Genomic DNA, 24693 nt, shown 5'->3' with positions numbered 1-24693 from the left:
GATCATTTACGGTCGGTCAACAAACTTAACTGTTGGTTGCGGGGGCAGGATTTGAACCTGCGACCTTCGGGTTATGAGCCCGACGAGCTGCCAGACTGCTCCACCCCGCGCCCGTTCTCGACTTGCGTTGCCGTCGAGAGGTGAAACTATAGCAAATTCCGGATTTGCATGTCAACCAGAAATGGAGACTCTCGCAAACTTCCGCTTTCCCACTTGCGCCACAAATGTCGCGCCCACCTTAAGTATCAATCCCTTATCCGAGACTCTCTCACCATCCAACCTGACCCCTCCCTGCTCGATCATGCGCATGGCCTCAGAGGTACTAGCCACCAAGCCAGCTTGCTTCAACATTTGCGCCACTGGCAAACCAGCCACTTCGCAATTAATTACAATCTCCGGAACATCGTCCGGAATTACACCCTTCTGAAATCTAGCCTCAAAATCTGCCAATGCCTTCTCAGCAGCATGCTGCGAATGAAAGCGGCCTACGATTTCCTGAGCAAACCCCACCTTGATATCTCGAGGATTACGGCCCTCGGCGACTTCCTGTTTCCAACGTCGAACATCTGCCAACGGGGCAAAGGACAGCAACTCGATGTACCGCCACATCAGCTCATCCGAAACGGACATAAGCTTCCCGAAGATTTCCTGCGGCGCCTCATTAATGCCTACATAATTACCGAGCGACTTGGACATTTTATTAACGCCATCCAACCCTTCGAGCAAAGGCATGGTCAGAATGCATTGTGGGCTTTGTCCGAAATGCTTTTGCAATTCACGCCCCACCAAAAGATTAAATTTCTGATCGGTTCCACCCAGCTCAAGGTCAGCCTTCAATTCAACCGAGTCATACCCTTGCAACAACGGGTACAGAAATTCATGAATAGCGATCGGTTGATTACCACGGTAACGCTTACTAAAATCATCCCGCTCGAGCATACGGGCAACAGTATGCGTAGCCGCCAGCCGAACCATCCCCGACGCCCCCAGCTTCTCCATCCAAGTAGAGTTGAACACGACCTCCGTTTGCTCGGGCTTAAGAATCTTGAATACCTGCTCGGTATAGGACTTGGCATTCTCCTTGACCTGCTCTTTGGTCAAAGGTGGGCGAGTAGCACTTTTACCTGTCGGGTCCCCGATCATCCCGGTGAAATCTCCAATCAGAAACGATACCTGATGCCCCAACTCCTGTAGGTGGCGCAGTTTGTTGAGCAAGACCGTATGCCCAAGATGAAGATCGGGCGCAGTAGGATCGAAGCCCGCCTTGACCCGCAACGGCCTCCCTGACTTCAACTTCTCGACCAACTCCTGTTCGACCAGCAACTCATCGCTGCCACGCTTGATTACTTCCAACACTTCATGAACTTGAGACATGACTAAATCACACCAGGTAATAGATTTCTGTTAGCATGCGGCCTGACCTTTTGCTTCACACATATAAGGTATGCCAGTGCAAAAAAAGACCCCCATTCTATCTCAAAAGCCAGTATCCAACCCGGGCAACCGCCGCCTCCGCTGGCTGCTTGCGATCTCATCTGTCCCATTGTTCGGCATCGTTGCAGCCTTCGGTATCGCGCCCCAGACAGCCCCTATTAATGTGCAGATCACCGAAGTCGTCCAAAACCTCGAACTTCCAGAGGTACAAGAAGTCGCCTCTACCCAGCCCATGTGGCAAGCCGACCAGATCAGGCGTGACGATACGTTGGACACCCTGCTGACACGCGTCAACATCCGTAATCCCGAGGCAGTCGCATACCTGCATCAAGCTCGAGAGGCCAATGGCCTGGCAACACAACTTCGCCCCGGACGCACCATTCTCACCAAGACGACAGCAGACGGCACACTGCTCGAGCTTCAGTTTCTCATCGACAGCAATCATGGCCTTTTTGTCAGCAAGACAGACAACGGTTACACGGCCGAAGAAAAACCCTTGCTGGTCGAAACCCGTTCCATCATGAAATCGGCTGAAATCCAGAGCTCGTTGTTTGCAGCGACCGATGCGGCCGACATTCCCGACCAGATCGCCCTGCAATTAGCCAATATTTTTTCTTCGGAAATCGACTTCAACCTCGACTTGCGCAAAGGCGACCGTTTCAACGTCGTTTACGAGGCAGCTTTCAGTAACGGCGAGCTCATCAAAACCGGCCGCATTCTGAGTACAGAATTCGTTAACGCAGGCAAAGCTTACAGCGCCGTGTTGTATCGTGACGCCCAAGGTCATGAGAATTACTACACGCCTGACGGCAAGAGTCTGCAGAAGGCATTTCTACGCTCACCATTGGAGTTCAGCCGCATCAGCTCGGGGTTCTCACTTGCCCGTTTTCACCCCATCCTCAACACATGGCGCGCTCATAAGGGTGTGGATTATGCAGCCCCGATTGGTACGCAAGTCAAAGCCGTGGCAGACGCCACTGTCGCTTTCGTCGGCAAGCAGAATGGGTATGGCAATGTCGTGATGCTGCAACACGCCGGAGGAATCACCACGGTATACGGCCACCTCTCTCGCTTTGCTGCCGGCTTGTCCAAAGGACAACGCGTACCGCAAGGCAATCCGATCGGCTATGTGGGGATGTCCGGCATGGCTACTGGACCGCACCTCCACTATGAATTCCGGGTTCATGGCGAGCATCGTGACCCGCTCAAGGTGGCACTGCCCACTGCAGTCCCGCTCAACTCCGCGACCATGGCGGATTTCCGCAAACAGACCCAGCCGCTGCTGACACAATTGGACCTGCTGCGTAAAACCAGCATCGCCTCAGCGGAATAGATTCGATGTCGTGTTACGTCGGGCTCATGTCTGGCACGAGCCTCGATGGCATCGATGCCGTACTTGTTGATTTTGAAAACGCAAGCGGTCGAACTTTAAAGACCGCTTACGTTCCCTACCACCCCGAAATTAAACAGACACTGCTCGACCTGCACTTCTCCAAAGCAGGCGAACTCGAGCAGTCGCTGCTCGCAGCCAATCAACTAGCCCGCCTTTATGCCGAAGCAGTCAACCAGCTCCTTGATGGTACCGACGTCACCCCACGCGCTATAGGCTGTCACGGACAAACCATACGTCATCGGCCAGAACTTGGATATACGCTCCAACTCAACAATCCAGCCTTATTGGCTGAGCTTACCGGGATAGATGTCGTCGCTGATTTCCGCAATCGGGATATCGCAGCCGGTGGACAAGGCGCCCCGCTTGTCCCGGCTTTTCATCAAGCCGTCTTCGCTGACTCGGACACCCCTCGCGCGATCATCAACATCGGAGGCATCAGCAATATCACGCACCTATCCGGCACAAACGTGACTGGCTTCGATTGCGGCCCCGGCAACCTGTTACTGGATGCCTGGTGCGAACGCCATACTGGCGCCCCGTACGACAAGGACGGCGCCTGGGCTCGCGAAGGGGAGGTGTCGAACTCGCTACTCGACAAGCTTTTGTCGAATGATTTTCTACAACTTGCACCGCCTAAAAGCACCGGACGGGATTTGTTCAATATGGCCTGGCTGGAGCATCAGATCTCAGCCACGGCCCAAGCCAAAGACGTGCAGGCGACCTTGGTAGAATTCGCCGCCCGTTGCATCAGCGACGCCATCACGCGACATTGCGCCGATGTCCGGGAAATTTATCTATGCGGTGGCGGCACGCACAATGGATTATTGGTCCAACGCTTGACTCATCACCTGCCGCATATATCTGCGGCTTCGACTGAGAAACTGGGGATCGCACCGGACTGGGTAGAGGCCATTGCTTTTGCCTGGCTGGCTAAACAAACCATGGAAAGAAGACCCTCTAACATCCCTGAAGTGACTGGTGCAGCAGGCCCCCGCATCCTGGGTGCCGTCTATCCGGCTTAAAACAATACTTGCTGCAAATTTATTGCCCACCTAGTATGTAGGGCTAGCGATAATTAGCCCCGCTTTTTGTATACTTCGATGCATATGAAAAAACCTACCGTAGCCACTTTAACCTTCGATAACGGCGCCCAAGCAATTGAGCTGCCAGTTCTTTCCGGAACCTTGGGCGAGGATGTCATTGATATTCGTGCCCTTGGCAAGCACGGTTATTTCACCTACGACCCGGGATTCCTCTCGACAGCCAGCTGCAGTTCCAGCATAACCTTTATCGATGGCGACAAAGGCTTGCTGTATTACCGCGGCTACCCAATCGAACAACTAGCCGAACACGCCTCTTTCCTTGAGGTTGCTCACCTACTAATCAAGGGCGAACTGCCCAATGCTCAGGAATACAGCGACTTCTCCGACACTGTGCATAGCCACACCATGCTGCACGACCAGATCAGCACTGTGTTTCGTGGCTTTCGCCGCGATGCACACCCGATGGCCGTCATGGTTTCGGTGGTTGGCGCCATGTCAGCTTTTTATCCTGAAAATGCTGATGTGACCGATGCACGGCAGCGCGAAATCGCAGCCTTCCGACTACTCGCAAAAATTCCGACTGTCGCGGCATGGTGCTATAAGTACAACCGGGGCGAGCCTTTCACCTACCCGCAAAATAGGCTCAATTACAGCGAAAACTTTATGCACATGATGTTCGCAACCCCTTGCGAACCCTACACGCCTAACCCCATTCTTGCTCGCGCACTGGAACGCATTCTGATCCTGCATGCCGACCATGAGCAAAACGCTTCCACGTCTACGGTTCGGCTTACCGGATCAAGCGGCGCCAATCCGTTCGCGTGTATTGCCGCAGGCATTGCCTCGCTTTGGGGTCCCGCTCACGGTGGCGCCAACGAAGCCGTGCTCAAGATGCTTGAAGAAATCGGCGATGTTTCCAATATCGGAAAATGTATCGAACGCGCCAAGGATAAGAGCAATCCGTTCCGCCTCATGGGCTTCGGTCATCGGGTGTACAAAAACATGGACCCACGCGCCAGCATGATGCGGCGCACTTGCCACGAAGTTCTCAACGAACTTGGTCTGACCGACGACCCGCTGTTCAAGGTTGCACTGGAACTGGAGCGGATCGCGCTTGAAGATGAATACTTCATTAGCAAGAAGCTCTACCCCAACGTGGACTTCTATTCCGGCATCGTGCTCCGCGCCATGGGCATTCCCACCAACATGTTCACTGCGATTTTCGCGTTAGCACGCACTGCCGGCTGGGTGGCCCAATGGAATGAGATGATCACCGATCCGGACGCCAAGATTGGACGCCCGCGCCAGCTCTACAAGGGTCAACAACGACGCGGCTATCTCGCTATCGACGAACGATAAGCCGGGTTCAAGCAATAAAAAAGCCGTTGCAAGCAACGGCTTTTTTATTTGATGCGCATAATCTTATGCCGAGAATGAGGACCCGCAACCGCAAGTGGTCGTTGCATTCGGATTACGAATGACGAACTGGGAACCTTGAAGACCTTCGGTATAGTCAATTTCTGCGCCCACCAGGTACTGCAGGCTCATCGGATCGATCAGCAACACCACGCCATCGCGTTCGACGATGGTATCGTCGTCATTGGTGGTTTCGTCGAAGGTAAAACCGTATTGAAAACCGGAGCAACCACCGCCCGAGACGAACACTCGCAGCTTGAGGTCTGGCGCGCCTTCCTCTTCGATCAGCTCGCGCACCTTGCTGGCAGCACTTTCGGTAAAAATCAACGGGCTTGCAATTTCATTGACCGCATTCATGGTCATCTCCTAAAAGTTCAATTCTCAAATTATCCCCTCCCCTTGAGGGCGGGTCAATCTTGGCGCTCAGTTGCCACCAGCGTTTGCTCGTGACGATAAATCAATTTGCCCTCAACCACCGCACCAATATGCATCTCTAAGGTCTTGTAAGACACATCGCCTGTGACGCGCGATTTCGCCTGAAGTTCCACATATTCGGCAGCAGCCACCGGCCCCATGACCGTACCGTTGATGACAGCGTGAGATACGGAAATCGCCCCCTCAATCCGTCCCTGCTCGCTCAACACCAATGCACCGGGCTTGGGACCGCTTTCTCGCACATTGCCGATAATCACCCCATCGACGCGCAAACCTCCGCTAAAGCCGATATCGCCCTTGATGACAGTATCCGCTCCAACCAAGGTATCGATTCGGTTCTGCGGCTTCTGGCTGCTTCTTGTAAACATGCATACTTCCTTAGTTCGTTAATGCAACTGTTTGCGTCAGCTTCGGCTCAGTAGAGCCACTTTGATAAAACCTGGCCTCAATACTCTGAGGAACAATCTGGGGCGGCAGCACAAACACGCCTTCGACGGGTTGGTAATATTTAAAATTCACCTTTCCGTTTCGCTGGGCCGATCGCTCCCCCATGATTTGCTGGGCGATAGGTTTGTCGTCCTTCATGCCATTCACGGTTAACTGCAAGGTTCCCTGCACGCTCTTGTCGTGCTTGCCGGACTGCACCAACAACAATCGGTATTGATATTCGCCTTGGCGCGGCCCTGCATTAACCTTGAAACTATGCAACTTGATCACCGCGGCCCCGGAACCGTCCTCCAGAATGCTACGATAAAAAGCAACATCCTCCTTCAAGCGCACGTTCTCTTCCTGCAGCGCCGAAAGGTCTTTGGTCAGGTCTTTCTGCGCTACCGTAGTAATTTGCTGCGCGCGTTCGACATGAATCGCTTCGGCATGCAAGCGCTGGTTGTCCTGCATCAATCGTGCGAGTTCCTGCCGCAGGTCGCCTGAAGTACCACTTCCATAGCGCCAATAGCCCAGCCCAAACCCGAGCAAAACAAACGCCGCGGCGATGACCAATCGCCAGTACCAAGGCAATTCCGGCCGTACCGCTACGCTTCTGGCCGTCGGTCCGAAGCGGCTTTTGAACTTGCGGGTCAAGCGCCTCATGGCGAGAGTGGAACGATCTCCAGGCCCATCCGCTCTTCAAACCCGAACATCAGGTTCAAGTTCTGCACCGCCTGTCCTGCGGCTCCCTTGACCAGGTTGTCGATCACCGAGAGTACGACCACCTTGTCACCGCCCTGCGGCCGATGCACGGCGATCCGGCAAATATTGGCACCGCGCACGGAACGCGTCTCAGGATGTGCGCCCTTAGGCATGACATCGACAAACGGCTCGTCGGCGTAGCGATCCTCGAATAATTGCTGAAGATCGGTTTCTTTTTTGATCGTGCCATAAAGCGTGGCATGAATACCCCGGACGAGAGGCGTCAAATGCGGCACGAACGTCAGCCCGACCTTGTGCCCAGACGCAGAAGCCAATCCTTGGCTGATTTCTGGCAAGTGCCGATGCCCGCCAACGCCATAAGCCTTGAAACTATCGGTCGCTTCGGCAAACAAAATATGCGTCTCTGCCTTGCGCCCGGCGCCACTGACACCAGATTTGGCATCGGCAATCAAATGATCTGGATCGACGATGCCAGCCTCCAGCAACGGCAGAAACCCAAGCTGCACGGCTGTTGGATAACATCCTGGATTAGCTACCAGTCTCGCGTCCTTGATGGCTGCCCGATTCACTTCGGGTAGGCCGTACACTGCTTCAGCAATCAAGTCCGGGCAAACGTGCTGCATGCCGTACCATTTTTCCCAGACAGCCACGTCCTTTATCCGGAAGTCAGCTGCCAGATCGATGACGCGCACACCAGCGTCCAGCAACTCGCGTGCTTGCTGCATGGCGATACCGTTGGGGGTTGCGAAAAAAACCACGTCGCAGGACTTCAGGTCGGCCTGGGCAGGGTCGGTAAATGCAAGATCAATGCGCCCACGCAAGCTGGGGAACATATCAGCGACCCGCATCCCGGCTTCGCCGCGGGAAGTAATCGCGTGCAAGGTTACATTGGGATGCAAGGCTAATAGCCGCAACAATTCGACGCCGGTATAACCAGTTCCCCCGACGATACCGACTTTGACTTGATTCAACATTATTCTCACGAACTATTAAACGAGCGACCAATATTAAGGAAGGCAGGCGCGCCATGCAACAAAAAAAGCCGTGTTTCGCATTAAGAAACACGGCTCCATGTCATTGAGTAGACAACAAAAAAGCCGCACAAGGCGGCTTTTTTGCATCCGAAGCGAATTAACGCTTGGAGAATTGCTTGCGGCGACGTGCTTTGTGCAGACCGACCTTCTTACGTTCGACTTCACGAGCATCGCGGGTCACGAAACCAGCCTTGCTCAGTGCGCTCTTCAGCGCTGCATCGTAGTCAATCAAGGCGCGGGTGATGCCGTGACGCACAGCACCAGCCTGACCGGATTCACCGCCACCGGTCACATTGACCATGATGTCGAAGCTTTCGGCATTGCCCGTCAGCTCCAGCGGTTGGCGCAGCACCATACGGGAGGTTTCGCGCGAGAAATATTGATCAACCGGCTTATCGTTGACGACGATGTTGCCCTTGCCGGCCTTCAGGAAGACGCGAGCAACAGAGCTCTTGCGGCGACCGGTTCCGTAGTTGTACTTGCCAATCATGGGAATTCCTTAGATTTCCAGAGGTTTCGGTTGCTGCGCAGCGTGGTCGTGCGTCGCACCAGCGTAAACCTTGAGCTTTTTGAACATGGCGTAGCCGAGCGGGCCCTTGGGCAGCATGCCCTTGACAGCCTTCTCCAGCGCACGGCCCGGGAAGCGTTGTTGCATCTTGGCGAAGGTGGTGCTGGTAATACCGCCGGGATAACCGGAGTGGCGGTGATAGACCTTGCCTTCGGCCTTGTTGCCGGTGACGCGAATCTTCTCAGCGTTCACGACGATGATGTAGTCACCGGTATCAACGTGAGGGGTGTAAATAGTTTTATGCTTGCCACGCAGACGGCGCGCAACTTCGCTGGCCAGACGGCCCAGCACCAAGTCCGTAGCGTCGACTACGAACCAGTCGCGCTGTACTTCGTGCGATTTGGCGGAAAAGGTCTTCATCGGTTCAACCTTGCGTTGCTTAAAATGAAAGGCGCGAATTTTATGTCACCGATCAGGCAATGTCAAATGCTTTCAAATGGTAACTAAGTGCCAAGCCTGCAAAAATTACTCCGCCCAACCAATTATTATGCAGGAAGGCCTTGAAACATCGCTGGCGGTCGCGGTCGCGAATGAGGGTGTAATGATACAAGGCCATTCCCGCGGCGATCGCCAATCCCAGAAAATATGGCCAACGCAGTCCGAGCCGGAATCCCACCCACCCCATGATGCCCAACATCGCCGCGTAGCAAAGCATGATGGCGGCGACATCGAAGCGCCCGAAAAACAGCGCCGACGAACGGATACCGATCTTGATATCGTCGTCGCGATCGATCATGGCGTATTCCGTATCATAGGCAACCGACCAAAATACATTCGCCAGCAACATCCACCATGCCAGCGGAGGCAGCATTTCCAACTGGGCGGCAAAGGCCATGGGAATGCCGAAACCGAAGGCAATCCCTAGATAGGCTTGCGGAATCGAGAAGAAACGCTTGGTTAAAGGATAGGTCGCGGCAAGAAAAAATGCAGCGACTGATAGATAAACAGTCAGCCGGTTCAGTTGCAGCACAAGGAAAAACGCCACCAGCGATAATGCAGCGGCAAGCAGCAAGGCTTCCCTGCCGCTGACCAAACCGGCAGCGAGAGGCCGCATCCTGGTGCGCTCCACATGGGGATCGAATTTGCGGTCGGCATAATCGTTCATCACGCAACCCGCGGAGCGCATCAGCACCGTGCCGAGTCCGAATATCCATACCAACAGCCAGTTGGGATGGCCGCGCCCGGCAATCCACAACGCCCATAGCGTCGGCCACAGCAATAAAAGGATGCCGATGGGCTTATCCAGTCGCATGAGCCGCTCATACAGGTCGAGCTTTTGTTTGATGCGGTCTATATTCATAGGGTTAACACTTCCGGCATGAACACCTCGGTGACCAGAATGGCGTGGCCATCCCGCAGGAAAACTGATCGTCGCGCCCACAACAGGCCTGGTCTACCGATTTCCTTGCGCATCTTATGGCGCAAGTCGAGCTTGCGGTAAGCCAACGGCATGCGCACTACCTGCGCATCGGAAAATAATGCCGCACCCAACGGCCGGCTTCCCAATCGGCCCAATTGTCGCCATGCCCCTAGCAAGCTGGCCCTGGGCAAGATGCTGCGTGCAAATACCAGACGCCGTTCGCCATCCTGCAACCAGACTTCGCGCACCAATGCCGTCTGCCCTTCGCGCAGGTTCAACACTCGCCGCTCGTCGGGAAACGGTTGGCGCCAGTACTGCATCACTTGTCGAACGCCGAATTGCTCGCAGCGTTGCTGCAACCGACGCGTCAGCGACCCTTCATCCCGCAGCCAGTGGCGAAATCGCCCGCTATTGGCAGGACATGGCTGCCAGTCGAGATCGTTGCGCAGTTTCGTTCGTGTTTTCACGGCGCGATTATACCGATGTATGCGCCTCAGACTTTGACGTATTCCTCGGCGTGGCCCAGCCAGCGCTGGAGATGACGTTCGGCAATTTCCGGACATTTTGCCAGTAGCCGATCCGCATACGCCCTCGCCGCTTCGAGCAAATCCGCGTCACGCTCCAAATCTGCGATCTTCAACATAGGCACGCCGCTTTGCCGCACCCCCAGGAATTCTCCAGGACCTCGCAAATGCAGATCGGCTCGCGCAATTTCAAAGCCGTCGCTGTTTTCGTAGATGATCTTGAGGCGCTCGCGTGCCGTCTGCGACAACGGCTTCTGGTACATCAATATACATACGCTCTTGGCAGCACCCCGGCCCACGCGCCCTCGCAATTGGTGTAGCTGTGATAGACCGAAACGCTCCGCATGTTCGATAATCATCAGGCTGGCATTGGGCACATCGACACCCACTTCGATGACCGTGGTCGCAACCAGCAACTGTATTTCATTGCACGAAAATGCCTCCATTACTGCCTGCTTTTCGGCCGACTTCATGCGGCCGTGCACCAGCCCCACTTTCAATTCAGGCAACGCTTCCGACAACATGGCGTGGGTATCGATGGCAGTTTGCAGTTCCAGCGCTTCGGACTCCTCGATCAACGGACACACCCAATAAGCTTGGCGCCCTTCCATGCAAGCGTTGCGCACCGCCATCACTACTTCGTCTCGCCGATTGTCGGCCACCAGCTTGGTCACGATAGGCGTTCGACCAGGCGGCAATTCGTCGATGACGGAAACATCCAGATCTGCGTAATAACTCATCGACAAAGTACGAGGAATAGGCGTCGCGCTCATCATGAGCTGATGCGGCTGCCCGCCTTTTTGCCTCAGTGCCAGCCGCTGATGAACGCCGAAACGATGTTGTTCATCGACGATCGCGAGCGCCAAGTTAGCAAACTCGACCTTCTCCTGGAACAAGGCATGCGTGCCGACTGCCAATTGCGCAGTACCTTCTGCACAAGCTTTCATAGCCGGCGCCCTTGCAGCTTTGGTCTGACTGCCAGAAAGCCACACCACTTGCACGCCCATAGGCTCCAGCCAGGCAGCCAACTTTTGATAATGCTGCTCCGCCAAAATTTCGGTCGGCGCCATCAGCGCAGCTTGCCAGCCGTTCTCGATGGATTGCAAAGCTGCCAGCGCAGCAACCACGGTCTTGCCGCTCCCGACATCGCCTTGCAGCAGGCGCTGCATGGGGTGAGGCTGGGCGAGGTCGGCGCTGATCTCGGCCACCACACGTTTTTGTGCTTCGGTAAGTTGGAACGGCAAACTTGCCAGTAGTTGAGCTGTTAATTGATTTTGCGTCGATAGCGACGGCGCCTCCTGTTCGTGACGCCGTGCATAGTGCTTGCGCATCGAAAGCTGTTGGGCGAGCAATTCGTCAAACGCAAGGCGCCGCCAAGCGGGGTGCTCTCGATCTTCGAGCGCGCTCATCGGCACTTCTGGCGTTGGGTGATGCAGCAGTTGTAGCGCCTCGGCAAAAGGCGGCAAATGGAGCCGTTCCAGCAAGGTCGACGGCAAGGTATCTTCCGGCTCGACTTCAAGCACCGCCTGATGAATCAGCTTCCGCAAACTGCCCTGCCCCATTCCCGCCGTCGTCGGGTAAACCGGCGTCAGGGATTGCTGCAGAGGCTCATCCTCGCCGACTTTACGACATTGGGGATGCACCATTTCCATCCCGAAAAATCCTTGGCGCGTTTCGCCGAACACGCGCAGTCGCACACCCGGCTGGAACTGCGCCTGCTGACTGGGATAGAAGTTGAGGAATCGCAAGTGAAGCAAACCACTGGCATCTTCGAGCTGAAGCACCAGCGCCTTGCGAGGACGATATTGCGCTTCGGCATGGATGACGACGCCCTCGACTTGGGCATGATCGCCCAACCGCAAGTCACGGATGGATGTGATCCGGGTTTCATCTACGTATCGCAACGGTAGATGCAGCGCCAGGTCGAAGGTATTGGTGATGCCGAGCTTTTTAAGCCTGCCGAGGACAGGCTTGGTCGCGCCCTTGAATTCTTCTAGGGACTTCAAAGGCGATTGATAAAGAAGTTAACCCAGTACCAGCACGCCGTCCGCTTCCACCAGCGCGCCGCGCGGCAGTGAAGCAACGCCCACGGCTGCACGTGCCGGATACGGCTGGGTAAAGTACTCAGCCATGATGGTGTTGACCAAAGCAAAGTTGGCGAGATCGGTCAGGAAAATATTGAGCTTGACCACATCCGAAAGGGAACCGCCGGAGGCTTCCGCCACCGCCTTGAGGTTGCTGAAAACACGATGCACCTGGGCTTCGATGCCTTCCACCATTTGCATGGTGGCGGGGTCGAGGCCGATCTGGCCGGAGAGGTAGACGGTATCGCCGACACGAACAGCCTGGGAATAGGTGCCGATAGCCTGCGGGGCCTTGTCGGTGCTGATGATTTGCTTGCTCATTGATGCTCCCTTGTTGATTTGTTTTGTTCGGTGGCGCCCTTGATGCGGTTAATGCGCACTACTTCGGGAATGGCGCGCAAACGCCGCATCAGATGCGCCAGATGAATACGGTTTTCCACCTGCACAGTGAAGTGCATGTTGGTGTAAGCGCTGTCGTCGCCCTCTTCCATGCCGACGTTGTCGATGTTGGAGCCGGCGTCGGCAATGGCAGCAGCGACCTTCGCCAGCACCCCGCGCTGATTGGCGACGGCTAGACGCAAATTGACGTTGAACAGCCTGCGGGTGTCCGGATCCCACTCCACGTCCAGCCATTTTTCCGGATCGTGACGGAACTTGGCGATGGCCGGGCAGTCGTGGGTATGAATCACGAGGCCCTTACCCTTATTAATGAAGCCGAGAATGGGGTCGCCCGGAATCGGCCGGCAGCATTTGGCAAACTGCACTGCCATGCCTTCCGTTCCTCTGATCGTAATGCTGCCCAAGGGGCGGCCTTCCTTGCCTTCCTTAGCTGCAGCGGGCGTTTCCGCAAAAGCGAGCAGCTGGCGTGCCACCATGACGTTGAGGCGCTTGCCCAACCCGATGTCGGTCAGGATTTCCTGCTTGCTCTTAACCCCGTAATCGCGCAGCAATTTTTCCCAACGCGCGTTATCGATTTGGGAAGGCTCGGCGTGCAATGCCCGCAGCGCCTGATTGAGCATGCGCTCGCCCAACAGCGCAGATTCTTCGGATTGAATCGTCTTGAAGAAATGACGAATGTGGGAGCGGGCCTTGCCTGTGACGACATAATTGAGCCACACGGGATTAGGCTTAGCATGCGCCGCCGTGATGATTTCCACATGGTCGCCGTTGTGCAATTCGGACCGCAGCGGCGCCAGCTCTTGATTGATCTTGACCGCTACGCAGCGATTGCCAATGTCGGTATGCACAGCGTAGGCGAAGTCCACCGCCGTCGCCCCCTTGGGCAGCGCGAGGATCTTGCCCTTGGGCGTGAACACGTAGACCTCGTCCGGAAACAGGTCGACCTTGAAATGCTCGAGGAACTCGACCGAATCGCTGCTTTCACTCTGGATTTCCAGCAGGCGCTGCAACCACTGATGAGTCTGCTGTTGCAAGGCCGAGAGTTCAGCATCGCTGCTCTTGTAAAGCCAGTGGGCTGCCACGCCGGCATCGGCGATGTTGTGCATTTCCTGGCTGCGAATCTGAATCTCGATAGGCGTGCCAAACGGGCCGAACAGCGTGGTATGCAACGACTGATAGCCATTGGCCTTGGGGATGGCAATGTAATCCTTGAATTTGCCGGGAATGGGCTTGTACAACCCATGCAACGCGCCGAGAGCTAGGTAGCAGGTCGGCGTATCCTTGACGATCACTCGGAAGCCGTAGATGTCGAACACCTGCGAGAAGCTGTGCGTTTTTTCCAGCATCTTGCGATAGATACTGTAGAGGTGCTTCTCGCGCCCGGTGACCTCGGCATCCATGCCCTGGCTGGCCAAACGATCACGGATTTCATTGAGAATCTTACCGACGACTTCCTTGCGGTTGCCGCGCGCTGCCATGACGGATTGCAGCAGCACACGGTGGCGCATCGGATAGCAGTGCTGGAAGCTGAGGTCTTCCAGCTCTTGGTAGATGCTATTAAGCCCCAGCCGGTTGGCGATGGGAGCGTAGATATCGAGCGTTTCGCGGGCAATGCGGCGACGCTTTTCCGGCGCCATCGCATCCATGGTGCGCATGTTATGCAAGCGGTCGGCCAACTTGATGAGAATGACGCGCACGTCCTGCGACATCGCCAGCAGCATCTTGCGGAAGTTTTCGGCCTGCGCGTGCGTCGCCGTCTGGAACTCGATCTTGTCGAGCTTGGAGACGCCGTCGACCAATTCGGCAACCGTTTTACCGAATTGCTCGGCCAGTTGCTGCTTGGTCAGAGGAGTGTCTTCGACCACATCATGCAGCAGGGCAGCCATGAGCGCCTGCGGATCGAGGTGGAGGTCGGCCAGGATGCAGGCCACCATGACCGGGTGAGTGATGTAGGGCTCGCCGCTCTTGCGGAACTGTCCTTCGTGGGCAGCCGCGCCGACGCGGTAGGCTGCCATCACCTGATCGATATCTTCCTGCTTGAGATAGGCCTTGAGCTTGAGCATCAACAGCGAGTTTTCGCTGTCGGCAGGCAGTAAAGGCGGGGTATCCGGGTTTACGGAATCAGGTTTGCGTTGAACTGAAGCACGCCCCATTGCATCTTAGCGAGCCCGGACAGACTCGCGTTCCATCGTGGAGCGGCTAACGAAATGAAAAATGAGCGCTGGGCTGGCAAGGCGCGACACCGTAGACAGTACGGGCTGTACGGCAAGGTGGAGCAACGCCGCCGGCACTAGCGAATTCATTTTGTTAGCCGCTATTAGGCCTGGCCTCGGTTGAGGATTTCCAGGCCCACCTTGCCGGCAGCGATTTCGCGCAGGGCGATCACGGTCGGCTTGTCCTTTTCAACGAAGTTAACCAACGGCTCGGAGCCGTTAGCTACCTGGCGTGCGCGGTAGGCGGCAGCCAGCGTCAGATGAAAACGGTTGGGGATTCTTTCGAGACAATCGTCGACGGTAATACGTGCCATAGTTATTTATCCTGCGTTGGATTTTGGACATCCGATAGCAGATGTCACTTGAAGCGGTTGACCAGTTCGGCGTGCCGGCGCAATTGCTTATCGGTCTTCAGGCGCTTGGCCCGAACGATGGCCTGCAAATCGCGGAGCGCCTCGTCAAATTGATCGTTAATTATAACATACTCGAATTCGGCCACATGGCTGATCTCCTCGCGGGCATTGGCGAGACGCCGCGCGATAACCTCCGCCGAATCCTGGCCGCGTCCGTGGAGCCGCTTGCTGAGCTCCTCTTGCGAAGGCGGCAGAATGAACACGCTAACCGCATACGGGAACAAGTTGCGCACCTGCTCGGCACCCTGCCAATCAATCTCCAGCAGCAGGTCCTCGCCTTCCTGCAGCACACCCTGCACCCAGCGTTGCGAAGTTCCGTAATAGGAGCCGTGCACTTCTGCACTCTCCAGGAACTCCCCTGCTTCCAGCATACGCAGGAACTCAGCCTTGTCCACAAAGTGATAATCCACCCCGTCCTGCTCACCCGGACGCGGCGGCCGGGTAGTGTAGGAAATAGACAGCTTGACATGCGGATCAGTCTGCAACAGCTTGCGCACGAGGCTGGTCTTGCCGGCGCCGGACGGCGCAGTCACGATAAAAAGATTGCCGAAGGTTTTCATTATTCGATGTTTTGAACTTGTTCGCGGATTTGCTCGATGAGCACCTTGAGCTCCATCGAGGCTTGCGAGGTTTCACTGGAAACAGATTTGGAGCCCAGTGTGTTCGCCTCACGATTGAGTTCCTGCATGAGGAAATCGAGTCGCTTGCCGATGGCCCCGCCGCCGCCCACGACGCGCCGCACCTCCTTGAGATGCGCGGTCAGGCGTTCCAGCTCTTCGTCCACGTCGATCTTCTGGGCGTAAAGCGCCAACTCTTGGTGAATGCGCGCATCGTCGGCGGTTTCGAGCACTTCGCGGATGCGAGCTTCCAGCTTTTCCTGATAAGCGCGCAACAAAGCGGGCAGCAAGGGACGCGTCTTGGCCACCAGCGCTTCCATCTGCGCCACGCGATCGAGAATCACTGCGGCGAGCTTTTCTCCTTCTCGAGCACGCGAAGCTGCAAGCTCATCCAACGCCTGTTCCAGCGCGGCCGCGAAATCGGCGGCAAGCGCCTCGGAAGAAATATCGTCAGTCGCCAGCACGCCGGGCCAACGAAGGATGTCGGCGACTGTCAGCGGCTGGCTTTGCGGAAAGTACTTTTGTACGGTAGTGCTGAGCTGGGCCAATTGCTCCAGTGACGCAGCGCTTAATTCGGCCGGTACGGATTTACCGGTGGACGTGAGCAGATTAGCGCGACATTCGACCTTGCCGCGCCCAAGCTTGGCGGCGATGCCCTCGCGCAGTTGCGGTTCGAAAACGCGCATGGTGTCGTCCAACCGCAGATGCAGCTCGAGGTAGCGGTGGTTGACCGACCGCAACTCCAGCGCCAGCGTTCCGCCGGAAGTTTCCCGCTGCACTGCAGCAAAGCCGGTCATACTAAAAATCATGCCATTTGTCTCCTGAAGAGGCTCCATCTTATCAAATGCGGCCCATTTCATGACAAAATACCCCGGCCTCTTAACATGCACATCATGTCCGCCCAACCACCCAACCATTCTTTGCCCGTGGGCTACCAGCTGCAGGAATACCGCATCGACAAAGTGTTGAGCGGGGGCGGCTTCAGCTACGTCTATCTGGCACACGACCAGGACGGCCAAGCCGTAGCAATCAAGGAATACCTGCCGAGTGCGCTGGCATTGCGGGTGGAAGGCAATTCCGTGGTCGCAGCTTCGGACGAAGCCCTGGGCTATTTTCGCCAAGGCATGAAAAGCTTTTTCGAGGAAGGCCGGGCGCTCGCCCGGATCGACCACCGCAACATCGTGCGGGTGATCAACTTCTTCCGCGCCAACGATACCGTCTACATGGTGATGCAGTACGAACGGGGGCGTTCGCTGCAAACCCACATCCAGATGCAGCCGCAGCCAGTGACGGAAAACTTCGTGCGACGCGTGTTCGGCGAACTACTCACCGGGCTGCGCGAAGTCCACACCCACAAACTGCTGCATCTCGACATCAAGCCGGCCAACATCTACCTGCGTATCGACGGCTCGCCGGTGCTGCTCGATTTCGGCTCGGCGCGCCAGGGTTTGAGCGATGCGCCGCCCAGCCTGGCACCCACCTACACACCCGGCTACGCGGCTCCCGAGCAGTATTCCAATCGCGAGGGCTTGGGTCCGTGGAGCGACATCTACAGCATCGGCGCGACGATGTATGCCTGCCTGACGCGCTCTCCACCGCCTCCCGCCGACGATCGCATCAAGCTCGATAAGCTGACCCCGGCGGTGCAAGTCGGCAAAGGCATCTATTCCACACACCTGCTGGAAACCATCGACTGGTGCCTCGAACTGGATCACCTGAAACGCCCGCAAAGCGTATTTGCCCTGCAAAAAGCGTTGTTGGAAGACATCGCGATCCAAACACAACCACAAAAAAATTCGCTGTTTTCCTCGTTGCGCGCTAAATTGAGCGCCTTGAAATCATGAAGTTCACCATATTCCAGAAAAGCCGGCAGGGTCCGCGTCCGCATAACCAGGACAGCATCGCCTATTCCTACAGTAAAGATGCGCTTCTCGTCGTCGTGGCCGATGGCATGGGCGGACACCTACATGGCGAGATCGCAGCACGCTTCGCTACCCAGATGTTGACGGAAGCCTTCCAACGCGAAGCCAATCCGTTTCTGAACGATCCATTCGCTTTCTTGGTGGAGCATATCAACGCCGTGCAAACGGCCATTCTGGACTATGCCGCCAACAAGGAACTGCTCGAAACGCCGCGCACTACACTGGTGGTCGCCATCATGCAGCACGATGAGCTCTATTGCGTGCACGTCGGCGACTCGCGGCTTTACCACTTGCGCGACGGCAAAGTGATTTTCTGCACGGAGGACCACTCCAAAGTCCAGCTACTCTTTCGCAAAGGGCTCATCAGCAAAGACGATCTGCCGCGTCATCCGGAGCGCAACAAGGTGTACAACTGCCTCGGCGCCAGCACGCCTCCGCAACCGGAACTCGCTATCAAGCGCGCTTTACGCCCCGGCGACATCGTGATGCTGTGCACCGACGGCCTGTGGTCGCAGCTCGAAGAGGAAGAGTTGGCCGAGATGCTGAGTCGCGGAGCAGTAACCGACACCCTCCCTGGACTGATGGACCTCGCTGAACTGCGTGCAGGCAAGTACGGCGACAATTCGAGCGCCATCGCGCTCAACTGGGGTGACAGCGACAGCATGCAGAATTTGCCTGAGATTTCGACGGCCACCATGCCCATGGACATCAAGACCACCATCATGGTGCTACCACCGGAACGCGGTGAAGATGAGGCAAGCCAGATCGTTGTCTCTGATACGTCGGAAGACGATCTCAGCGACGAATATATCGAATCATCGATCGCCGAGATCCAGGCCGCGATCAAAAAGACTTTATCCAAATAGTTTTCAGAGGTTCATTATGCGTCCCAGCCAGCGCGCCCCCGGGCAATTGCGCAACATCGAAATCATCCGCCGCTACACCCGCCACGCCGAAGGCTCGGTACTGGTCAAGTTCGGCGACACGCACGTGCTTTGCACGGCCAGCATCGACGAAAAGGTCCCAGGCTTCCTTAAAGGCAAAAACCAGGGCTGGCTGACCGCCGAATACGGCATGCTGCCCCGCTCCACCGGCACACGCATGGACCGCGAAGCCGCCCGCGGCAAGCAAACCGGCCGCACGCAGGAAATCCAGCGGCTGATAGGGCGCAGCCTGCGTGCCGTAGTCAATCTCGACCTCTTGGGCGAGCGCACCATCCAGCTAGATTGCGATGTGATCCAGGCCGACGGCGGCACGCGCACCGCCAGCATCACTGGCGCTTTCGTAGCCCTGCACGACGCCGTCGACGTGCTGCTGCAAAAACAGCTCATCGCTACTTCGCCCATCCGTGACTTTGTCGCCGCCATTTCCGTTGGCGTTTACAAGGGCACACCGGTGCTGGACCTCGACTACCTTGAGGACTCCGATTGCGATACCGACATGAACGTGGTCATGACCGGTAGCGGCGGCTTCGTCGAAATCCAGGGCACGGCCGAAGGCGAGCCGTTCGCCCGCACTGAGATGAACGCCATGCTCGATCTCGCCGATAGCGGCATCCGCCAGCTCATCGCCTATCAAAAAGCAGCCCTCGGACTGGCGTGATGAAAACGCTGGTGATCGCCTCCGGCAACGCTGGGAAACTGCGCGAGTTCAACCAACTGCTGGCACCGTTGGGTATCGATGTCCGGCCGCAGGCCGAGTTCAACGTGCCGGAAGCAGAAGAACCGCATATCACTTTCGTCGAAAACGCCCTCGCCAAGGCCCGCCACGCGAGCCGGATTACCGGCCAGCCGGCACTGGCGGACGATTCCGGCATTTGCGTGGATGCCTTGGGAGGCGCCCCCGGCGTCTTTTCCGCCCGTTTTGCCGGCGAGCCCCGTTCGGATGCCCGCAACAACGAGAAACTGCTGGCCGACATGCAGGGTCAAACCAACCGTGCGGCGCATTACTACTGCGTATTAGTGTTGGTACGGCACGCGGACGATCCGCAGCCTATCATCGCCGAGGGCGCCTGGCATGGAGAAATTCTTAGCGAACCGCGCGGTGAAGGCGGTTTCGGCTACGATCCGCTGGTACTCGATCCCAGCCAGGGCAAGACCGTCGCCGAGTTGCCGCACGATATCAAGAACCGCATCAGCCACCGCGGCAAAGCCATGGCTGCACTGCTGGAGAAGCTCAAGCTTTATCCGTTGTGATTCAACTGACCTCGCTGCCGCCGCTTTCCTTGTACGTCCACATCCCGTGGTGCGTACGCAAATGTCCTTATTGCGATTTCAACTCGCACGAGGCGCGCGGAGAGGTACCACAGCAAGCCTACATCGACGCCCTGATCCGCGACCTGGAGCAGGCGCTGCCCTTGATATGGGGTCGCAAGATTCATACGGTGTTCTTCGGCGGCGGGACTCCAAGCTTGTTGTCAGCCGAAGCCCTGGACGACTTCATGAGCCGCATGCGGGCGCTGCTGCCGCTGGTCTACGATTTAGAAATCACGCTGGAAGCCAATCCGGGCACGTTCGAGATTGAAAAATTCAAGGCCTTCCGTGATGCCGGCATCACGCGGCTCTCCGTCGGCATCCAGAGCTTCAACGCGGATTACCTCAAGTCGCTCGGCCGCATCCACGACGGCAATGAAGCACGCCGCGCCGTGGATATCGCGCTCCACACCTTCGACAACGTCAACCTCGACCTCATGTATGCCCTGCCGCGGCAAAGCCTGGACGACGCCCTCAGCGACATCCGCACCGCCATCGCGTTCGGCCCGCAGCATATTTCGGCCTACCACCTCACGCTGGAGCCCAACACCGCCTTCCACCACCAGCCGCCGCCGCTGCCTGACGACGACACCAGCGCCAACATGCAGGAAGCCATCGAGGCAGAACTGGCCTCGGCTGGTTACGGGCATTATGAAACCTCGGCATTCTCCCGGCACAACAAGCAGTGCCGGCACAATCTCAACTATTGGCAATTCGGCGACTATCTGGGGATCGGGGCAGGCGCCCATTCGAAAATCAGCTTCGCGGACCGCATCTTGCGGCAAGCCCGCGTCAAGCATCCCAACGCTTACCTCAAGGGCGTGGACACCGGCACCCACCTCGACGAAGAGCGCCAGCTGACTCGGCAGGACTTGGGATTCGAATTCATGATGAATGCGCTACGACTCACGAACGGCTTTCCGGTCGCGCTGTTTCAGGAGCGGACGGGGCAGCCGATCAGCCTGGTCAACCCAGCACTGGAAGAAGCGCAACAAAAAGGCCTTGTCACCCGCGACCACCTGCACATCGCGCCAACGAAGCGCGGACAGCGCTATCTCAACGAACTGCTCCAACTGTTTTTGACGGATTGACCGCGATACGCGGGTTGTAGAATCGACCGCAGGACGCGGTCTATAAAATTGGCCGCGACGAGCGGCCTTCGAGTGGAAAACCGCAGGCGAGAGAACCCGCCGGCGGTTAAAACTTAGTCTTTCAACGCTTCGCGCGCCCGGGCAATGGCCTGACGCACCTGTTCAGGCGCCGTGCCGCCGATGTGCTTGCGGCTCGCCAACGAGCCTTCCGGCGTCAGCACGGCGTGCACGTCTTCAGCAACCAGATCGGAGAACTGGCGCAATTCATCCCAAGGCAGGTCTGCCAAATCACAGCCCTTGCTTTCGGCATGCCGCACTGCACGGGCGACCGCCTCGTGGGCATCGCGGAAGGGCAGCCCCTTCTTCACCAGGTAATCGGCAAGATCGGTGGCCGTGGCAAAACCTTCGAGCACAGCGCGGCGCATGGCCTCCTTGTTGACCTTGAAACCGGCTTTCACCACTACGCCGTTCTCCACCACTGGCGGACGCAGCATGTCGGCGTAGATGGTCAGCGTGTCGATCAGCGTATCGACGGTATCAAACAAGCCTTCCTTGTCCTCCTGGTTGTCCTTGTTGTAGGCCAGCGGCTGGCCTTTCATCAGGGTCAGCAGCGCGACGAGATGGCCGTTGACGCGACCGGTCTTGCCGCGCACCAGCTCGGGCACGTCGGGGTTCTTTTTCTGCGGCATGATGGACGAGCCGGTGCAGTAGCGGTCAGCAATATCCACGAAACCGAAGCGCGGGCTGGACCACAAGATGAGCTCTTCGGAAAAGCGCGATAGATGCGTCATGATGAGCGAGGAGGCGGCGGTAAACTCGATAGCGAAATCGCGATCGGACACGGCATCCAACGAGTTCTCACAGACGCCGTCGAACCCTAAGGTGCGCGCCACCATTTCACGATCTACGGGATATCCGCTGCCGGCTAAGGCAGCAGCCCCCAACGGCAGACGATTGATACGCTTACGACAATCCGCTAGGCGTCCCGCATCGCGCTTCAGCATTTCGAAATACGCCATTAGGTGATGTCCGAACGTCACAGGTTGAGCGACTTGCAAATGCGTAAAGCCGGGCATCAGCGTATCGGCATGCAGTTCAGCCAGGTCGAGGATAGACATCTGTAATTCGCGGATTAGGACTAGGATGTCGTCCACGGCGGCACGCAGCCAAAGGCGCACATCGGTCGCCACCTGGTCGTTGCGCGAACGGGCCGTATGCAGACGCTTGCCGGCATCGCCCACCTTGTCGGTCAAACGCTTTTCGATATTGAGATGCACGTCTTCGAGATCGAGCGACCATTCGAAGTCGCCGCTACGAATTTCTTCCAGAATCTCTGCCATGCCGCGCTGAATCGCGGAAAGGTCTTCCTGCGCAATAATGCCTTGCGCAGCCAGCATGCCTGCGTGGGCCAACGAACCCTGAATATCGAATTCGGCGAGACGTTTATCGAACATCACGGAAGCGGTATAGCGCTTGACCAGCGCATCGACGGGCTCCGAAAAACGCCCAGACCAACCCTTGTTTTTATCTTGCATGCCAGCTCATCATCAATAACAATTAAACGATGGCTAGTATAAAACAAAATCTACGCCCCACCCCGCCTCTGCCTATCACGGTCCGGCTTCCGGACTTTCGCAATCTCGGCTTTTGTCTGCGTGCGCTGGTTATCGTCAACCTGATGGGGCTGTCTGCCGCAGTCCTGCGCAGTACGGGTTTGCAAGATACCTGGAACGAGCTGCTTTCCATCTCGGCCCTGTTGCAGCCCATCCTGCTGTGCAGCCTGTTGCTGCTGTTTATCCTGAGCCCTCAAATCACCAAGCTCCCTTACAGGCTGGGAGTTATCAGCGTGCTGGGGATCGAACTTGTCGTGGTGTGGTTGCTGTGGACATTGATGGCCCGCACATTAGGGGCTGACGGCACCGAAACGCTGGGGCGATGGATGGTACTGACGATCATGGCGTGCGCCGTACTGCTGGTGTACTTCAACCTGCGCAATCGCGCTTTGTCGCCGGCCTTTACCGAAGCGCGACTGCAAGCTTTGCAAGCGCGCATTCGCCCCCATTTCCTGTTCAACAGCATCAATGCGGTGCTGTCGCTCATTCGAATGGACCCGCAACGAGCAGAACGGGCGCTGGAAGACATGGCCGACCTCTTCCGCGTGCTGATGGCGGACAACCGTAACCTGGTGCCGTTGGAATCCGAGCTGGCGCTTTGCCGGCAATATCTAGACCTCGAAAAACTTCGCCTGGACGAACGTCTCAAGGTCACCTGGCATATCGACAAGATGCCCGCGGACGCCCTCATCCCTCCGCTGGTGTTGCAGCCGCTGCTGGAAAATGCTGTCTATCACGGCATCGAACCCGTGGGCGAAGGCGGGGAGATTGTCATTAACATCTACCTTGCACGCGACCAGGTGCATGCCGTACTTTCCAATCCTTACCGAAAGGAAGGCTCGCACCACGCCGGTAATAAAATGGCGCTCACCAATATCCGCGAACGGCTGGCGCTGCACTTCGATTACGAGGCCAGCTTGTCCGCCAAGGTCACAGAGGATCGCTACCAAGTGCATATCGTCATTCCCTACCGTACCGAATGAACGCCGAACTCAAGGTATTAATCGCCGACGACGAACCGCCAGCGCGCAGCCGGTTGCGCGTGCTGTTGACCGACATCCCCAACGTGACCATCACCGGCGAAGCCGCGAATGGGCGCGAGGCGCTATCGATGGCATCGGAATTGTTACCGGACGTGCTGCTGCTCGATATCCGCATGCCAGTGATGGACGGCATCGAAGCCGCGGAACACGCGCAAAAACTGTATCGACCGCCCGCCATCATTTTCACGACGGCCTACGACAGCCATGCCCTGCAGGCTTTCGAATTGAACGCCGTCGATTACTTGCTGAAACCTATCCGCATCGAGCGGCTGCGTGCTGCGCTCGCCAAAGCCCAGGTATTGCGCCCTGCCCAGCTGGAAGCGATCCAAAGCCTTGCGCCGCAACGTACCCATTTCAGCATTCACGAACGTGGCCGTGTGCTGTTGGTGCCGGTCAAGGATGTTATTTATCTCCGGGCCGAGCTGAAATACATCACCTTGCGTACCGCCGAACGCGAATACCTGCTGGAAGATTCGCTCAACCGGATCGAGCAGGAATTCCCTGAACGATTCTTGCGCATCCACCGCAGTTGCCTGGTCACGCGTGAAGCAGTGCAAGGATTCGAGCGCAAGCAGGAAGCAGACGGAGAAGTTCACTGGGTGGTATTGCTCAAGGGATTGGGCGAAACCATGCCGGTCAGCCGCAGGCAACAACACATCGTGCGGGAATTTTCTGGCTAGGCTTTGATCG

Annotated in this window: 26 protein-coding genes and 1 tRNA gene; 10 read left to right on the top strand and 17 right to left on the bottom strand. The window is 56.9% G+C overall.

Going from position 1 to position 24693, the window contains the following annotated elements; translation table 11 throughout:
- Positions 1–33: 33 nt before the first annotated feature.
- A tRNA-Met gene (locus tag NMK_RS07640) sits at positions 34–110 on the bottom strand.
- Positions 111–171: 61 nt separating this feature from the next.
- Positions 172–1374, bottom strand: a complete 1203-nt coding sequence (gene tyrS / locus NMK_RS07635; protein ID WP_109015191.1) for a tyrosine--tRNA ligase — start codon at positions 1372–1374, stop codon at positions 172–174.
- Positions 1375–1444: 70 nt separating this feature from the next.
- On the opposite strand from tyrS, the gene NMK_RS07630 reads away from it, so the two are divergent.
- From NMK_RS07630 to gltA, 3 genes are all read left to right on the top strand, one after another.
- Entirely contained in the window at positions 1445–2767 is a 1323-nt protein-coding gene (locus NMK_RS07630; protein ID WP_109015190.1) for a M23 family metallopeptidase, read from the top strand.
- 5 nt (positions 2768–2772) lie between these two features.
- Positions 2773–3849 carry an anhydro-N-acetylmuramic acid kinase gene (locus tag NMK_RS07625; protein ID WP_109015189.1) on the top strand — a complete coding sequence of 359 codons (1077 nt, stop codon included), beginning with the start codon at positions 2773–2775 and terminating at the stop codon, positions 3847–3849.
- A gap of 84 nt (positions 3850–3933) precedes the next feature.
- Positions 3934–5229 carry a citrate synthase gene (gltA, locus tag NMK_RS07620; RefSeq protein ID WP_109015188.1) on the top strand — a complete coding sequence of 432 codons (1296 nt, stop codon included), beginning with the start codon at positions 3934–3936 and terminating at the stop codon, positions 5227–5229.
- 63 nt (positions 5230–5292) lie between these two features.
- Here gltA and erpA read toward each other — a convergent pair whose 3' ends face one another.
- From erpA to NMK_RS07550, 14 genes are all read right to left on the bottom strand, one after another.
- Positions 5293–5643, bottom strand: coding sequence for an iron-sulfur cluster insertion protein ErpA (gene erpA / locus NMK_RS07615; RefSeq protein WP_109015187.1), 351 nt, complete (start codon positions 5641–5643; stop codon positions 5293–5295).
- Between the two features lie 53 nt (positions 5644–5696).
- Complete coding sequence (locus tag NMK_RS07610; RefSeq protein ID WP_109015186.1) at positions 5697–6089, bottom strand: bactofilin family protein; 393 nt, start codon at positions 6087–6089, stop codon at positions 5697–5699.
- Positions 6090–6099: 10 nt separating this feature from the next.
- Positions 6100–6720 (bottom strand): DUF6776 family protein, encoded by a 621-nt coding sequence (locus NMK_RS07605; protein ID WP_146187138.1) that lies wholly within the window; start codon positions 6718–6720, stop codon positions 6100–6102.
- A gap of 86 nt (positions 6721–6806) precedes the next feature.
- Positions 6807–7844, bottom strand: coding sequence for an N-acetyl-gamma-glutamyl-phosphate reductase (gene argC, locus NMK_RS07600; RefSeq protein WP_109015184.1), 1038 nt, complete (start codon positions 7842–7844; stop codon positions 6807–6809).
- Between the two features lie 157 nt (positions 7845–8001).
- A complete protein-coding gene (rpsI, locus tag NMK_RS07595; protein WP_109015183.1) occupies positions 8002–8394 on the bottom strand; it encodes a 30S ribosomal protein S9 in 393 nt (130 codons plus the stop codon).
- A gap of 9 nt (positions 8395–8403) precedes the next feature.
- Entirely contained in the window at positions 8404–8832 is a 429-nt protein-coding gene (gene rplM, locus NMK_RS07590; protein ID WP_109015182.1) for a 50S ribosomal protein L13, read from the bottom strand.
- A 52-nt stretch (positions 8833–8884) separates the two neighbouring features.
- A complete protein-coding gene (ubiA, locus tag NMK_RS07585) occupies positions 8885–9772 on the bottom strand; it encodes a 4-hydroxybenzoate octaprenyltransferase (RefSeq protein ID WP_109015181.1) in 888 nt (295 codons plus the stop codon).
- Entirely contained in the window at positions 9769–10299 is a 531-nt protein-coding gene (locus NMK_RS07580; RefSeq protein ID WP_227871416.1) for a chorismate--pyruvate lyase family protein, read from the bottom strand. The genes ubiA and NMK_RS07580 overlap by 4 nt, the downstream gene beginning before the upstream one ends.
- Before the next feature lie 26 nt (positions 10300–10325).
- Positions 10326–12362 carry an ATP-dependent DNA helicase RecG gene (gene recG / locus NMK_RS07575; protein WP_109015179.1) on the bottom strand — a complete coding sequence of 679 codons (2037 nt, stop codon included), beginning with the start codon at positions 12360–12362 and terminating at the stop codon, positions 10326–10328.
- Between the two features lie 18 nt (positions 12363–12380).
- Entirely contained in the window at positions 12381–12761 is a 381-nt protein-coding gene (ridA, locus tag NMK_RS07570) for a deaminase RidA (RefSeq protein ID WP_109015178.1), read from the bottom strand.
- Positions 12758–14992, bottom strand: coding sequence for a RelA/SpoT family protein (locus NMK_RS07565; RefSeq protein WP_109015177.1), 2235 nt, complete (start codon positions 14990–14992; stop codon positions 12758–12760). Before NMK_RS07565 ends, ridA begins: the two co-directional genes overlap by 4 nt.
- A gap of 164 nt (positions 14993–15156) precedes the next feature.
- On the bottom strand, positions 15157–15366 hold the full coding sequence (rpoZ, locus tag NMK_RS07560; protein WP_109015176.1) for a DNA-directed RNA polymerase subunit omega: 210 nt from the start codon (positions 15364–15366) through the stop codon (positions 15157–15159).
- 44 nt (positions 15367–15410) lie between these two features.
- A complete protein-coding gene (gene gmk, locus NMK_RS07555) occupies positions 15411–16025 on the bottom strand; it encodes a guanylate kinase (RefSeq protein WP_109015175.1) in 615 nt (204 codons plus the stop codon).
- On the bottom strand, positions 16025–16891 hold the full coding sequence (locus tag NMK_RS07550; protein ID WP_109015174.1) for a YicC/YloC family endoribonuclease: 867 nt from the start codon (positions 16889–16891) through the stop codon (positions 16025–16027). The genes gmk and NMK_RS07550 overlap by 1 nt, the downstream gene beginning before the upstream one ends.
- 84 nt (positions 16892–16975) lie before the next feature.
- On the opposite strand from NMK_RS07550, the gene NMK_RS07545 reads away from it, so the two are divergent.
- Genes NMK_RS07545 through hemW form a run of 5 tightly spaced genes read left to right on the top strand, consistent with a single transcriptional unit; the run spans position 16976 to position 21347 of the window.
- Entirely contained in the window at positions 16976–17926 is a 951-nt protein-coding gene (locus tag NMK_RS07545; RefSeq protein ID WP_109015200.1) for a serine/threonine protein kinase, read from the top strand.
- Entirely contained in the window at positions 17923–18870 is a 948-nt protein-coding gene (locus tag NMK_RS07540) for a PP2C family protein-serine/threonine phosphatase (protein WP_109015173.1), read from the top strand. Before NMK_RS07545 ends, NMK_RS07540 begins: the two co-directional genes overlap by 4 nt.
- Positions 18871–18886: 16 nt before the next feature.
- Positions 18887–19606: a ribonuclease PH gene (rph, locus tag NMK_RS07535; protein ID WP_109015172.1), complete on the top strand. Its 720-nt coding sequence runs from the start codon at positions 18887–18889 to the stop codon at positions 19604–19606.
- Positions 19606–20199 (top strand): RdgB/HAM1 family non-canonical purine NTP pyrophosphatase, encoded by a 594-nt coding sequence (gene rdgB, locus NMK_RS07530; RefSeq protein WP_109015171.1) that lies wholly within the window; start codon positions 19606–19608, stop codon positions 20197–20199. The genes rph and rdgB overlap by 1 nt, the downstream gene beginning before the upstream one ends.
- Positions 20196–21347 (top strand): radical SAM family heme chaperone HemW, encoded by a 1152-nt coding sequence (gene hemW, locus NMK_RS07525; protein WP_109015170.1) that lies wholly within the window; start codon positions 20196–20198, stop codon positions 21345–21347. The genes rdgB and hemW overlap by 4 nt, the downstream gene beginning before the upstream one ends.
- 113 nt (positions 21348–21460) lie before the next feature.
- Here the strand turns inward: hemW and argH are convergent, their stop codons facing one another.
- The gene (gene argH / locus NMK_RS07520; RefSeq protein WP_109015169.1) at positions 21461–22882 is read right to left on the bottom strand and encodes an argininosuccinate lyase; all 1422 of its coding nucleotides are present in this window, start codon (positions 22880–22882) and stop codon (positions 21461–21463) included.
- Between the two features lie 29 nt (positions 22883–22911).
- Here argH and NMK_RS07515 point away from each other — a divergent pair, with 29 nt between their 5' ends.
- Together NMK_RS07515 and NMK_RS07510 are read left to right on the top strand one after the other, a co-directional pair.
- Complete coding sequence (locus NMK_RS07515; protein WP_109015168.1) at positions 22912–23943, top strand: sensor histidine kinase; 1032 nt, start codon at positions 22912–22914, stop codon at positions 23941–23943.
- Positions 23940–24683, top strand: coding sequence for a LytR/AlgR family response regulator transcription factor (locus NMK_RS07510; protein ID WP_109015167.1), 744 nt, complete (start codon positions 23940–23942; stop codon positions 24681–24683). Before NMK_RS07515 ends, NMK_RS07510 begins: the two co-directional genes overlap by 4 nt.
- Positions 24684–24693 lie beyond the last annotated feature (10 nt).

The sequence above is a fragment of the Novimethylophilus kurashikiensis genome, assembly GCF_003112435.1.
In the GTDB taxonomy this organism is placed as follows: domain Bacteria; phylum Pseudomonadota; class Gammaproteobacteria; order Burkholderiales; family Methylophilaceae; genus Novimethylophilus; species Novimethylophilus kurashikiensis.
This window is presented reverse-complemented; position numbering and strand designations above follow the sequence as displayed.